Origin of the sequence: Gordonibacter sp. RACS_AR49, assembly GCF_030418435.1 — a bacterium.
Classification (GTDB): Bacteria; Actinomycetota; Coriobacteriia; order Coriobacteriales; family Eggerthellaceae; genus Gordonibacter; species Gordonibacter urolithinfaciens.
The window spans coordinates 79,905-93,236 of the sequence record NZ_JAIUDM010000002.1 but is presented as its reverse complement, the minus strand read 5'-3'; the positions used below and the strand labels follow the sequence as shown (position 1 = coordinate 93,236).

Genomic DNA, 13,332 nt, shown 5'->3' with positions numbered 1-13,332 from the left:
GAGCGGAACCTACCTAGTTCAACGTTGCGAGTATCCCCGTGATAACCTCGGACAGGGCGCGCAGCGTCACGCCGGAGTTGTCGGGGAGGTGCAGATGCACGCAGCGGCGACCCCGGTCAGCGAGCGTCAGCAGGTCTCCGGAAGCCTGCGCCTTCGCCAGCGTTCCCAAGCTCTCGGCCTCTTCCGACAGCGGGATGTCCTTCAGCTCGTCGGCCGACAGGATGAGGAACACGCCGTTGTTCTGGCCGCCCTTCTGCAGCTGGCCCGTGGAGTGCAGGTAGCGCGGCCCCACTTCCAGGCACGACACCGTATGGCGGCTGGCCGCCACGCCGTGGCGTATGAGCTCGAGCGCCTCGCGCCGTCCCTCGCCCGTGAACGGCAAAAACGCGTTGAGCGCGAAGTAATCTCCCGGTTGGATGCTGGTCAGAAGCGCGCGGAGGGCGCCCTGCACGTCGGTGCAGTCCTTGAAGCACGGCGCCAGGCGGACCTCCACCTCGCCCATGTGCACGTCGCCGATGTAGTCCTGCACGAAGTCGGGCGCCGGCTGGCCCTCCTTCAGGATGTCCAGCACCACGGCCTTCGCGGAGGCCACGTCGGGCTGGTCGAACGGGCACACGCGCATGAGGTAGCCGCACATGGCCACGGCGTACTCCCACATGACGAAGTGCTCGGCCAGCTCCTCCACCGAGTCGATCTTGAAGTTCGCGCGCGGGATGGTGGGATCGATGTAGGACAGGCTCATCTCGAAGTTCTTGCGCTCGTCCCACAGGTCGGTCTTCGTCTGGTACATGATGACGCTGCGGTCGCCGGGGTCGTTCGTGAGCAGCAGCGAGTCTATCTCGATGTTCGGCAGGATGCCCTGGCCGTCCTTGCCCAGGCTCTCGGCCACCAGCTGCTCTATCCACAGGCCCAGCACGCGACCGCGCTTCGGCGTAAGGAACGAGAACTTGTTGCGCCCCTGCAGGTAGTTGTCGTACAGAAACGCCGCCAGCCCGATGGCCGGGTTGTCGATGGCGTCCTCGCTGCAGCGCTTCTCGGCCTCCACGGCGTGCTCCAGCAGCTCCTCCAGGTCGATGCCCACGAGTGCGGCGGGCAGCAGGCCGAACACGGACAGCGCCGAGAAGCGGCCGCCCACGGACGGCTCGCCGGGCAGCACGGCAGCCCAGCCTTCCTCGCGCGCTTGACGCTCCAAGTCAGAGCCGGGGTCGGTGATGGCCACCAGGTGCTGCACCAGCTCCTCCTCGGCCAGGGCATCGCCCACCGCGTCGCGCACGGCGCGCAGGGCGAGGCGCGGCTCGATGGTGCCGCCGCTCTTCGAGGAGATAACGAACAGCGTTGTCTCGGGCCGCGCCTCGGCCAGGATAGCGCGCACGCGCACGGGCGAGTCGGAGTCGAGCGTCTTGAACACGATGCGCGACGAGTCAGGCTTGTTGTATTTCGTGATGGTCATGGGCGCCTGCGTGGAGCCGCCCTGACCGATGAGCACGACCGTCTTGAGTCCCTGCTCGATGACGGAATCGGCGAACGCCTGGATGTCGGCGAGCGGGTACGGCGGGTTGCTGGCGAGGTCCGTCCATCCCATGTACCGTTCGGCGCAGGCCTGGGCCTGTTCGGAGAAATCATAGAGTTTCGCGTCCTTCGCGTGGACGCGGCTGGCAACGCATTCCTTCACGAGCGTCTTCGCGGAGGGATACAGCTTTTCCATATCACCCGAAATCATGAAACCTTCTTTCAGCGGAGTTTCGCCCATTCTAGCAAACGGCGGCGAGAAGTGCCCGTGCCCACCTCGGCTTGTGACGGAGTTGTGTACGTGAGACCGCCCAGCGGCTCCTTCCTGAAAGTCCACTAATTCGATTATATTTCTTATTGATTTTTATTACTTATTGATATAAAGTATCAATCATTAGATGAGCGCAGACGAGAGCAGCGCTCACGCGGATCGGGCGGCGCAGAAAGCACCGCCGCTGGAACAGGAGGGGTTTCCATGTCCGATATCTCCCGGCGAAGCTTCATGAGGAACGCGGCTATTGGAGCCGCAACCGTCGGTACGCTCGGCCTGCTGGCCGGCTGCGCGCCCAAGCAGGAAGAGCCCGCGCCTCAGGCGAACGCCGACGCTCCCGCCGACGGCGCTACGGCGAACGTGCTCGACCCGCAAACCATGCCCGACGCGGCCACGGCCAGCAACTTCAACGTGGTTGAGGAAAGCGCCACCACCGTGGGCACGACGCTCGACAACCTGAAAACGGCCATCGAGGGCGAGACGGGCGCCACCACGAAGTACGCCGCATGGGCAAAGGTCGCCGAGAAGGCGGGCTACGACCACATCGCACGCCTGTTCAACTGCACGTCGGATGCCGAGAAGATCCACATCGAGCTGGAGTACAAACTGGCACAGAAACTGGAGCCGGGCTATGAGAAGCCCGAGCCGCCCGAGGTTCCCGAGCACACCGTGGACCTCAACCTCATTGCCGGCGCGAACGGCGAGATCTACGAGACGTCGGACATGTACCCCGCGTTCATCAAAGTGGCGCAGGAGGAGCAGAACAACGAGGCCGTGCAGGTGTTCACCCGCGCCAAGCTGGCCGAGGCGTACCACGCCGAGCGCTACCTGGACGCGTACAACACCATCGACACGCCCACGGATGACAAATACTACCTCTGCCCCATCTGCGGCTACATCCACAAGGGCGAGAACTTCACCGCCTGCCCCATCTGCCTGGCACCCAAGGCTTCTTTCAAGGAATACTAGGCTTTCGACCTGCCCTTAACGGGGTCTCTCCCTCAAAGGCCCGGATGCACCCTTGGCGTGCCCGGGCCTTCCCTTACGCGAACGAATATTTCACGTGAAACATTCGGATAGAGAGCGGAAAGGGTCGGAAAAGAGGCACTCCGAAGAGACAAAAACGATCAGCCCGATCAAAATCAGGCGGATCGTTTTTCGTTTCTTCGGAGAAGGATGAGCATGGAACGTGGACGGCAGCCCAGCCCGTCCCGGCGAGCAACCCGGCCTGTCCCAGCCGATTCCGTTTCCCGCCCTACAGTCCCAAGGCCTTCTTCAGCGCGGACACGCGGCGGCGGGACACGGGGATCTTCTCGTCCACGGCGTTCAGCGTGAGCAGAAGGGTGCCGCCGGACACCGACTCTATCTCCTCCACCATCGACAGGTTCACCAGGTAGCCGCGGTGCACGCGGAAGAACCCGTGGCCGTCCAGGCGCTTCTCCAGCTGGGCCAGGCTCACCGTGGAGAAGTAGCGGTCCGTGTCGGTCTGCAGGTAGGCATAGTCGTCGCGCGCCATGACGAAGCGGATCTTGTCGATGCCGATGAGTATCTTCTTCCCGCCCTTCTCGACGGGGATGCGCTCGGACTTCTGGGCGGCCACGTGCAGCGACACGTGCTCGCGCACGCGGGAAATGGCCTGCGACAGGCGCTCCGTCTCCACCGGCTTCACCAGGTAGTCGATGGCGCTGACCTTGAACGCCTCGAGCGCGAACTCGCTGTACGCCGTCACGAACACCACGGCGGGCGGGAACTTCAGGTGCTGCAGGGCCTCGGCCAGCTGCAGGCCCGTGGCCTCGGGCATGTTCACGTCCAGGAACATGACGTCGACCGGGTATTCCTTGAGCTTCTCGATAGCCTCGCGCACGCTGGCAGCCTCGGCGACCACCTCGGTCTGCCCCAACTCGTCCAGCAGGAACTTCAGTTCAGAGCGCGCAGGAGCCTCATCATCGACGATCATGGCCTTCAACACGTGAACCTCCTAGCTTCCGAACCCCGACATACTTTTCGCCTCTTTCGGCATCATTATAAATCAAGGCAGGCGGAAACTGCGGAGAAGCCCGAATATACGAATTAACTCGACGGTTTCAAGCGGCGAACGTCATGCAGAACGGGAGGCGGCTCGACGCGAGGCGGCGCGGGGCCGCAGCGAAAACACGGCGGCAGCGCGCGCGTCGGCTCCCGCGGGCCCCAAGGCGCCCCCTCCTGCCTTCGCCTAGCCTCTCGGGTCGTCCGTCAGGTAGCGGGCGCGCAAGGTGTCGCGCTTCTCGTCGGTGATGCCCACGGCTTTCCCCATGTAGGCGTCCAACCCGCCGAACTCCCGGTCGATGGCGTCGAGCGCCGCCTGCAGGAAACGCGGGTCGGCCGAATTGATGACCTGGATGCTCTTGTTCAGCTTTCCGGCCAGATGGTAGGTTGCCAGCGCGTCCATGATGTCCTCGGTGCGCGACGCCACGTAGCGGTTCGTGGCCTCGTAGTCCCGCATGATGTCGTCGTGCGAGGCGCCCAGCACGTGCAGCAGCAGCATGGCGGCCAGCCCTGCTCGGTCTTTGCCGATGGTGCAGTGCCACAGCACGGCGCCCTCCTGGGTGTCCAGCACGTCGTCGAAGAAGGAGGCGAAGCCGCGCTGGCTGACCTCGTCCAGCACCATGCGCTCGTAGATATCCCTCATGATCTGGGCTGGGTCGTCCTGCACGGCGCGCAGCATCTTCAGCGCACCCTTGATGCCGCCCTCGCGCGTCACGCCGAGGGTGGCCGTATTCAGCACCGGAGCGTCCTCGAAGCGCACGCCTTCCATGCCGTCCTCGGGGTCGGGCTTCTCGCGGCGCTCCTCCTCGGTGCGCAGGTCGATGACCGTGCGCACGCCGAAGTCGTCGAGCAGCACCTCCAGGTCGCGCTCTGTCGCACCGGTGAGCGCGCCCGAGCGCAGCAGGCGCGCGTGTTTGACGTAGCGACCGTCGGCCGCGGGGATGCCGCCGATATCGCGCGTGTTCGGCAGCCCCTCCAGCTCGATATGGCCGTCGGATACCTTCTCGAGCCCTTCGGCATCGGCTATGCCGAGCGAGGGGGAGAAATCGTCGGGCACGGTGTCGACCATGGCAGTGCTCCTTCCAAAGACGGAAGCGCCCCGCGCGCTTATCCGGCGGCGGGGCGCTCGCGCAGGCTTCTACTTCAGGTCGAGCTGCATGAGCTTGTCCAACGTGAGCGCGTAGATCTTGAAGGACTGCTTGAGCAGTTCCTCGCTCACGCCCTCGTCGGGACCGTGCATCGTGCCGACCCAGTCCGGATTCTTCTCCCACGGCTTCTCGGGACCGAAGCTCGCCCCGCTCTTGAACTCGCGCGCGTAGGTGCCGCCGCCCATGGTGAACGGCTTGGCGTCCTCTCCCGTGGCCTCGTTGTAGGCGTTCAGCAGCGCCTGGATCACGGGGCTGTCCGGCTTCACCAGGAACGGCTCCATGAGCAGGGTGTTCTCGAACGAACCGCCGATCTCCTCGGCCAGCTGGCGCAGGCGCTCGGTAATCTCGTCCGCCGTGATGGACGTGGGGAAGCGGCTGTCCACCGTCTGCACGAAGCGGTCGTCCTTGAGGGCGATGGTGCCGCCGATAACGGTGAGGGGGCCGAAGTACTCATCGGAGCTCTTGATGCCCACGCCGCTTCCATCCGTGTGGTTGAGCAGCTTCTGGTCCAACTCCAGGAACGCGCGCTCGTCGGCGCCGCACAGACCGTTCTCCAGCAGGTAGTCCACGATGAGGCCGATGGCGTTGACGCCATCGTCGGGCATTGAGGCGTGCGCGCCCTTGCCGGTGGCCTCGAGCCGCGCCCGGCCGGGGCCGGCCTCGGTCACGACGATGCGGTCGGTGTTCTTCAGCTCGTGGGCATCGGCGTTCACAATGGCGTGGGCCAGGCCCGGCACCGCGTTCGTGGCCGCGCCGCCCTCGAACTCCACGATGACGCGCGCGCACGGCTCGATGGGCTTGCTCATGAGCATGCCGTCGTAGCCGCCCTTCTCGCCGTAGCACACGGGGAACTCCGCATCGGGCGTGAACAGGAAGGCCGGGTCGTCGTAGTGCAGGTGGTAGTAGGCCACGTCGGCCATGCCGGATTCCTCGTTCGCGCCGAACAGGAAGCGCACGGTATAGGGGAACTGCGGCGCCTCGCCCTCGTCCTGCAGGTCCTTCCAGAACTTCATAGCGTGCAGGGCCATGACGCTGGGACCCTTGTCGTCCAGCGTGCCGCGGCCCACAAGGTAGCCGTCCTTGCGCGTGACCTCGTAGGGCTCGAAGGTCCAGCCGGGACCGGCCGGCACCACGTCCATGTGGCCGATGATGCCCAGCTGCGTGTCGGAGGCGCCGGGGAAGTCGGCGAAGCCGATATAGCCCTCGGCATCATGGGTCTTGAAACCCATGCCGCCCGCCAGCTCGAGCGCCGCTTCGAGCGCCTTCTTGGGGCCGGGGCCGAACGGGGCGCCGTCGGCCTTCTTGTCGTCTTCCTGGAAGCTGGGGATGCGCACGAGCGTGGCGATGTCATCCACCATGGCGTCCCAGTTCTTCTCGAGGTATGCGTCTATCTTATTCGTCAGTTCGGTTTGGTTCATTGCGTGTCCGCCTCTCGTTCCGAAGATGCGTTTGCAGGCCGCAGCGGCGCTAGCGCCGTCCGGCGACGTTGCCACCATTATGCGCCAAGCGGCATCGGCGCGCCAGACCGTCATGTATATGTTGACCGTTTGCCGAGCGGGCGCCACAAGGTAGCGGCGAGTGCGCGGCGCGAAGAGCCTTCTTGCGATTCGCGCGCACAATTCGCACCAGTTTGCCCTCGACGGCCTACGGGGCATCCGGTATACTTTCACGGTGCGCCCGAGTGGCGGAATGGCAGACGCGGCGGTCTCAAAAACCGTTGTCCTAGACGTGCGGGTTCAAATCCCGCCTCGGGCACCACTTCGCATATCCGAGAACGATCCCGTCAAGGGATCGTTTTTGCATTGGGGCGCGAAAACGCGGAGAGACGGGCGGGGCATTCGTCTCGTCACCTGCATCTTGAGCGGAAGCATGCAACCCAGGATGACAACGAGCAGCGCTCACCTTGCGCCATGACGTCCTCACGCCACCGCGTCGGGCTGGGCGCAGAGGCCGACGAACAGCGGGACGCCCTGGCGCGTGCGGATCTCGTACAGGAACGGCCGATCCAAATTGAACTCCAGCTCCTCGATCACCGACGGGTCGGGCAATGCCGACATCTCCATGATGTCCACCTTCGTGTAGGCGCTCGCCTCCACGCCGTTCTCGTCAAGGCCGATGCGGCTTTCCTGCGCCACGCTCGACACGTAGGCGGGAGTGTCGGAAAGATTGGAGAAGTCGGCCTGGTCGCCGAACGCTGCGACGACGCCCAGCCGCTCGAGCGCGGGGATCAAGCCATAGGAGCTGTCGAAGGCGAACTTCGGCACACGGTAGGTGACGAATGCCTCGCCGGTGGACTCGCCCGCGAACGCCTCTTCGAGCAGGGCCCCGTCGGCCAGCAGGTCCTGCACGCCCCTGCCTTCGGCGGGCAGCACGAACGTCATCTCGCTACCGTCCACGAAACCGAGGCTCGCGCGCGTGTAGACTTCGGTCTGGCGGATCTCCTGCGGACGGTCGAGCCGCTGCACCATGAAGGCCGCCTGCACGTCGCCGCGCTCGGCCGCGAACGCGCCGGGCACAGTGGCCTCCGCGTCGAAGGCCTTAGCCCACTCGCCCTTGAAGTACACGGTATCGATCAACGAGAGCAGCTGGCCCTCCTGGCTTTTGAACGCGGGGTTCAGCGTGCCCTCGGTGTTGTCGGCAATCCACTGCGCCATGGCCTTGTCGGCTGCACCGGTGCCGAAATCGGCCAGGAACAACGAGGCGTAGAACTGGTCGCGCATGGCGTCGACGAACGGCTGCTTGAACTGCGCGTCGGGACGCATCCACACGGAGTTCGCCAGCCTGACGTCAGAAAGGTGGTCGGTGGCCAGCAGGCGCATCAGGTTGCCGCACTGCTCCGCCGTGGCCGCAGCGTCGGAGGAGCCCAGTGCCGCCGCGATCTCGTCGCGTGTCTCGCCGGCGGCGCCCATCTGCGTCATAGCGAGCGCCAGGTACAGGCTGACCGGCGAGAAGTTACCGTTGGCCTGCGGCTCATCGCCGAGCACCGCGGATGCGCTGCGGTAGGAGAACGCCGAGAGGCCGTCTGCGAACGACCCGTCCAGCGCATTCGCGCCCAAGAGCTCGTCTTGCGCTTCGTAGTCGTCGGCCGCCGGCTTCGCGGGGAGCTCTGCGAGCGCAACGGTGGTCGCGCCCTCGTAGGAGACCGATTCCGAAGACTGCGGCACATCGCCTGCCTGGGCGCAGGCGACCAGCGCGACGGCAGCGGCCAGCGCGAGCACCGCCGCAAGCACGGCCTTCCGCAGGGAACTCGCCTTCGCCTGCGCGTGCGATCTTGCCTCATGCAGGCTTGCCTCCGACTGCGCGCGTACCGCACGCACGCTCGGCTTTATCTGCGTGTCTCTTTTCCTCCGCATGCTCCCCGCCTTCCCCAAAGCGCAACGCGCCGGTCGCGTTCGTTTCTTCGCAGGGTAACACGATCCAACGCGCCCGATTGTCGGGAAAAGCTAGAACAGGAAGGCGAGGAACGTCGCGATGCCGCCGGTCACCACCATGATCACCCACACGATGAGCCAAAACAGGCAACCGAACCAAGCGAACAGCTTGCCGCCTTCGCTCCAGCCCCAGCCGTCCTTGCCCATGAACCACGCGGCCAGCACGCCGAACAACCCGCCGAACAATCCCACGCAGAAGTACCCGAACTTGGCCAAACCCGATATCTCGCGCATGGCGGCTCCTTTCGCTTGACGAAAGAGCCAGCATACGCCGAGGCGTCTACCGTGCCACGCGCATCCCCCAACCGTGTCGAACCCGATCTCAACCCGACTACCGCTTGAAGGATACGTCCCTATCAATTCTCACTACAATTTCTCACTTGTCACTGCATGTCGTCACTGATATTTTCTGTGACGACATGCGAAATGGGCTCGTCGAATTCGACGAGCCCATTTTCGATGGCTTGATGAAAAGCTGCCCTCTTCGGATGATTTACGCGCGCACCTCGCCGCCGATCTTCCGGGCGGGGACCTGCTGGCCGGTGGCGGCCATGCGCTCCTCGTGGGTCATCTGCGCCAGCTCGTGCACGCGGTTCGCGTCCACGCCCAGCGCCTCGGCTAGGCGGTCGCCGTACTCGGGGTCGGCCTTGTAGCAGTGGGCGGCGTGGCGCAGGCGGATGTTCTCCGTGACGCCCTCCATGTTGCGCGCGGTGTTGCCGATGAGCGCAGCGCGCTGCGGCTCCTCCATCAGGCGATACAGGTCGCCCGGCTGATAGAACGTGTCGTCGGTCGGGTCGTCCGCCGGGTCCCACGCGTCCATCGGGCCGAACAGGTCCAGCGGCGGCTCAGCCGCGTCGGCCTGCTGCTGCCACTGCCCGTAGCTGTTGGGCTCGTAGCCGATGGTTCCGCCGAAGTTGCCGTCGGTGCGCATCATGCCATCGCGATGGAACTCGGCGTAGGGGCAGCGCGGACGGTTCACCGGGATGTGGTTGTGGTTCACGCCCAGACGGTAGCGCTGCGCGTCGCCGTATGCGAACAGGCGGCCCTGCAGCAGCTTGTCGGGCGACAGGCCGATGCCCGGCACGAGGTGCGTCGGAGCGAACGCGGCCTGCTCCACCTCGGCGAAGTAGTTCTCGGGGTTGCGGTTCAGCTCCAGCGTGCCCACCTCGATGAGGGGGAACTCCTTCTGGCTCCACGTCTTCGTGATGTCGAACGGGTTCTCCTTGTGGTTCTTCGCGGTGGCCTCGTCCATCACCTGGATGCAGAAGCGCCAGCTGGGGAACTCGCCGCGCTCGATGGCACCGAACAAGTCGCGCTGATGGCTCTCGCGATCACCCGCGATGATCTGGGCGGCCTCGTCGTCGGTGAGGTTCTTGATGCCCTGGTTGGTCTTGAGGTGGAACTTCACCCACACGCGTTCGTTCTGCTCGTTGATCAGGCTGTAGGTGTGGCTGCCGAAGCCGTGCATGTGGCGGTAGCTGGCCGGGATGCCGCGGTCGGACATGACGATGGTCACCTGGTGCAGCGCCTCGGGCAGGCTCGACCAGAAGTCCCAGTTGCTCTGGGCCGAGTGCATGTTGGTTTTCGGATCGCGCTTCACCACGTGGTTGAGGTCGATGAACTTCTTCGGATCGCGCAGGAAGAATACCGGCGTGTTGTTGCCCACGAGGTCCCAGTTGCCCTCGGGCGTGTAGAACTTCATGGCGAAGCCGCGGATGTCGCGCTCGGCGTCGGCCGCGCCGCGCTCGCCGGCAACCGTGGAGAAGCGGACGAACACCTCAGTCTCGGCGCCCGGCTGGAACACCTTGGCCTTCGTGTACTGGCTGATATCGCCCGTCACCTTGAAGGTGCCGTACGCGCCCGAGCCCTTCGCGTGCATGCGGCGCTCGGGGATGACCTCGCGGTCGAAGTGCGCGAGCTTCTCGATCATCCAGTTGTCCTGGAGCATCATGGGGCCGCGCTCGCCTGCCGTGAGCGTGTGATTGTTGTCGGCGACGGGATTGCCTACCTCGTTCGTGAGGCGCGTGGTGTCGGATTCGCTGGCCATAATATGACCCCTTCCTGGTGGATACCCCGATGGGCATCGTTCACATCTATCGGTTGCCGCGATCATAGCACCCGAGGAGCTCACTTCACCATATTATTGATAATAATTCTCAATTAGATCACAGTTTTATCGAGTGGGTTGATTTTTGAATTTCGATAAAGGCCGCAAAATGTTAGAGGTGGAGAGACAAGGAGAGGAGCGAAAAGGCGGGGAATGAGCCGTGGGAGGAAGGGTGGAGCCGGGACAGGATGAGCTGGGGGGGTGAGTCGGGATGAATTCCTCGCGTGAAACAGCCTGATGAGCAGGTATATCAGAGTGAGTTGCCCGGAGATCGCCTGTGATCCGTTGTTGGCGGGGTCTCGAAGGTGGGGCCAAGGGCACTCCCCTTCTCTCGGGCCGCGGTAGGCGTATAAAAAAGAAACGGACGCCGAAGCGTCCGTTTCCCTGTTCGCAATGGGAGCTCGAAGCCCTACAGAGCGAAATCCTTCTCGCCGTTGAACACGGCAAGGGCGTCGGCGACGGAGTAGTCGGCCAAGGTGATGGCGCTGATGGCCTTCGTCAGGCGGACGGCCTCGTCCAGCGAGCGCTGGTGGATGTTGCGACCGGTGGCGTTGCCCACGGCGCCGCCCGTGTGGATCTGGTCGTAGAGCTGGGTGAGGAACGTCTCGGCGTCTACCGTCGATCCGCCGGCGCACACGAGGCCCGTGCGGCCGGACGCCATCGTGGCCACCTTGAGGGCCTCGGCCGGAGCCGTGCCGTCCTCGGGCTTCGGCGGGTTCACCTTCACGAAGTCGGCGCCGAGGCACAGGGCCACGCCCGCCGCACCGGCGATGAGCGCCGGGTCCTTCTCGGCCGTGACGGCCTTGCCGCGCGGGTAGATCCACAGCACGACCAGCAGGCCGTTGGCATGGGCCTGGGCGATGAGCTCGCCGGCTTCGGCCATCATGGTGGACTCGTACTCGCTGCCCAGGTAGATGGTGTAGCCGATGCCCACCACGTTCACGCCGGCCTCGCGCATGGCAAGCACAGCGTCCAGGTCGTAGAGCTGCGGCGAGTAGGGGTCGTCCTGCTTCGTGCCCACGAGGTTCGTCTTCGAGTTCATCTTAACGAGGTAGTTGATCTCGGGATAGTCGGCCGCGTACTGCGCGATGAGACCGCGCTGGCCGGCGAGCACGCCGCACACGCCCTGGCGGCCGATCTCAAAGAGGTGCTGCGGCTCGGCGTCGGCAATGTCGATGCCCTCGCCGTAGAAGTCCTTGTTGAGGTGCTCGATCTTCTGATCGCAGGCGAACAGCATGAGGCGGCCCGTTCCGCGGGTGGCCTTCAGGTAGTTCGCGATGTACTCGTCGCGGGACTCCGGCATGACGTCGGCCGGCACCCTCACCTGGTCACGAGTAATTTGGGGCATGATTTCCTCCTTATAGGATCTCAGTCGCAAGGCAACGCTGCCTTAATCGATGAAGTTATTCTAGCCAATGGACGGAACCGCCCGCGTTGCTCCACCGAAAAACCGGGGAACTATCAGGCGAGCGGGCGTTTGGCAGTTGGACGATGGCAGGCGCCCGGCAAAGCGCTTCGTGCAGGGGCGCTCCGACGGCCTCCCGGCTGTCGGGAGGCCGTCGGAACCTTAGAACCACTCGCGCTTGTTTACCACGTACATCTGCTCGAACTCGGACTGGGACTTCGTCAGGTAGAGTATGCCCTCGATGATGCCGATGACCCACATGACGCCGCCCGCCAGGCCGAACGTGAACAGGCTGCCCAGAATGGTGACGGCAAGCATGATGAAGCCGGCCGTATTGTAGCCCAGGTAGAACTTGTGGATGCCCAACGCGCCCAGGAAGATGGCGAGCAGGCCGGCGGCCACATGATCCTTCGTCGCGATGACAGGCTGCTGGTACGGCTGCTGGTAATAGGGTTGCTGGTAGCCGTAATACGGCTGCTGCGGAGGCACGGCTCCAGGGCCCGCATGGGGCGTCTGGCCGTAGGGTGCGGCATAACCGCCGTAGGGTTGCTGGGGCTGAGGCGGTTGCTGGGGATTCTGGTAGGAGCCTTGGCCGGGTGCAGGAGGCACGGGACCGGGCGCAGTTGAGCCGGTGGGCGGAACGTACGGCGCATCATAGGATGCGCCCGACGGGGGCGTCGGCTGCGAACCGAGCGACGGGTCCGCTGCGGGAGCCGTCGTGTAGGGAACCCATTCGGGCGCCGGCTCGCCTTGCACCGGAATGGCGGCCGTGTCGGCCGGGGAGGCCGGCGCCGGCTCGGTCGCATCGTTCGGGGAAGGTTCGCCGCTTGCAGGCTCATCGAAGCCGGAATAATCCGGAGCGTCGCCAGCCGCAGGCGTATCCGCCTCGTCCACCGCGCACGCAGGCGCATTGCCAGCATCATCCGAAGCAGCCTCGGCAGGCGTATCTCCGTCCGCCACGGAATCGCCCTGCACGTCATCGTCAGCCGCAGCCACCGCCTCTGCCTCGAAGATGACGGCCTCGATCTCGGCGGTATCCTCGTCCACGACGACAGCGGCCACGCCGAAGGCCTCGGCGGGCTCCCCGTCGCCGGCGGCATCGGACGGAGCGGCACCCGGCTCGACGGCGGGGTGCTCGCCCTTGAGCTCGGCAAGGCGCGCGCGTGCCGCCTCGAGCGTTTCCTGTGCAGCGCGAAGCTCGGCTTCAGCAGCGGCGACCTCGTCCGATGCGCTGCCGTTCTGTTCGTTGAGGTTCATAGCATGCCTCTCTTATCGTGAGGTTCCAAGGTGATAGCGCCATGGTATCCGGCCGTACGGCTCTGACGGTAAACCGTCACCGTGTCGTTGCCCTCTGTATACCATCGTTAAGGTTTCCGTTGCCGAAAGTTCCGAAAGCGCGCACCCGTCGCGCCGTACGACGTGGCTGGTGCGCGCTG

The 13,332-nt window shown here is 64.8% G+C and carries 10 protein-coding genes and 1 tRNA gene; 2 read left to right on the top strand and 9 right to left on the bottom strand.

All coding sequences use genetic code 11. From position 1 onward, the window contains the following. Positions 1-13: 13 nt before the first annotated feature. Positions 14-1,720: a glucose-6-phosphate isomerase gene (locus LB310_RS04990; RefSeq protein ID WP_301154664.1), complete on the bottom strand. Its 1,707-nt coding sequence runs from the start codon at positions 1,718-1,720 to the stop codon at positions 14-16. A 264-nt stretch (positions 1,721-1,984) separates the two neighbouring features. Here LB310_RS04990 and ngr point away from each other — a divergent pair, with 264 nt between their 5' ends. Beyond that, positions 1,985-2,749, top strand: a complete 765-nt coding sequence (gene ngr / locus LB310_RS04985; RefSeq protein ID WP_087191517.1) for a nigerythrin — start codon at positions 1,985-1,987, stop codon at positions 2,747-2,749. 286 nt (positions 2,750-3,035) lie between these two features. Here ngr and LB310_RS04980 read toward each other — a convergent pair whose 3' ends face one another. From LB310_RS04980 to LB310_RS04970, 3 genes are all read right to left on the bottom strand, one after another. After that, a complete protein-coding gene (locus LB310_RS04980) occupies positions 3,036-3,749 on the bottom strand; it encodes a LytTR family DNA-binding domain-containing protein (RefSeq protein ID WP_080144027.1) in 714 nt (237 codons plus the stop codon). A 243-nt stretch (positions 3,750-3,992) separates the two neighbouring features. Further along, complete coding sequence (locus tag LB310_RS04975; protein WP_301154663.1) at positions 3,993-4,874, bottom strand: tyrosine-protein phosphatase; 882 nt, start codon at positions 4,872-4,874, stop codon at positions 3,993-3,995. 69 nt (positions 4,875-4,943) lie between these two features. After that, complete coding sequence (locus LB310_RS04970) at positions 4,944-6,371, bottom strand: Sapep family Mn(2+)-dependent dipeptidase (protein WP_301154662.1); 1,428 nt, start codon at positions 6,369-6,371, stop codon at positions 4,944-4,946. A gap of 257 nt (positions 6,372-6,628) precedes the next feature. Here LB310_RS04970 and LB310_RS04965 point away from each other — a divergent pair. Next, positions 6,629-6,711, top strand: a tRNA-Leu gene (locus LB310_RS04965). A 161-nt stretch (positions 6,712-6,872) separates the two neighbouring features. Here LB310_RS04965 and LB310_RS04960 read toward each other — a convergent pair. The 5 genes from LB310_RS04960 to LB310_RS04940 all read right to left on the bottom strand — a co-directional run bounded on the left by LB310_RS04960 (position 6,873) and on the right by LB310_RS04940 (position 13,153). After that, positions 6,873-8,306 carry a serpin family protein gene (locus tag LB310_RS04960; RefSeq protein ID WP_301154661.1) on the bottom strand — a complete coding sequence of 478 codons (1,434 nt, stop codon included), beginning with the start codon at positions 8,304-8,306 and terminating at the stop codon, positions 6,873-6,875. Between the two features lie 90 nt (positions 8,307-8,396). Next, complete coding sequence (locus tag LB310_RS04955; protein ID WP_015539205.1) at positions 8,397-8,618, bottom strand: hypothetical protein; 222 nt, start codon at positions 8,616-8,618, stop codon at positions 8,397-8,399. Positions 8,619-8,877: 259 nt separating this feature from the next. Beyond that, entirely contained in the window at positions 8,878-10,431 is a 1,554-nt protein-coding gene (locus LB310_RS04950; protein WP_301154660.1) for a catalase, read from the bottom strand. 469 nt (positions 10,432-10,900) lie between these two features. Then, the gene (locus LB310_RS04945; RefSeq protein WP_087191511.1) at positions 10,901-11,839 is read right to left on the bottom strand and encodes an aldolase; all 939 of its coding nucleotides are present in this window, start codon (positions 11,837-11,839) and stop codon (positions 10,901-10,903) included. Between the two features lie 219 nt (positions 11,840-12,058). Beyond that, on the bottom strand, positions 12,059-13,153 hold the full coding sequence (locus LB310_RS04940) for an NINE protein (RefSeq protein WP_301154659.1): 1,095 nt from the start codon (positions 13,151-13,153) through the stop codon (positions 12,059-12,061). Positions 13,154-13,332 lie beyond the last annotated feature (179 nt).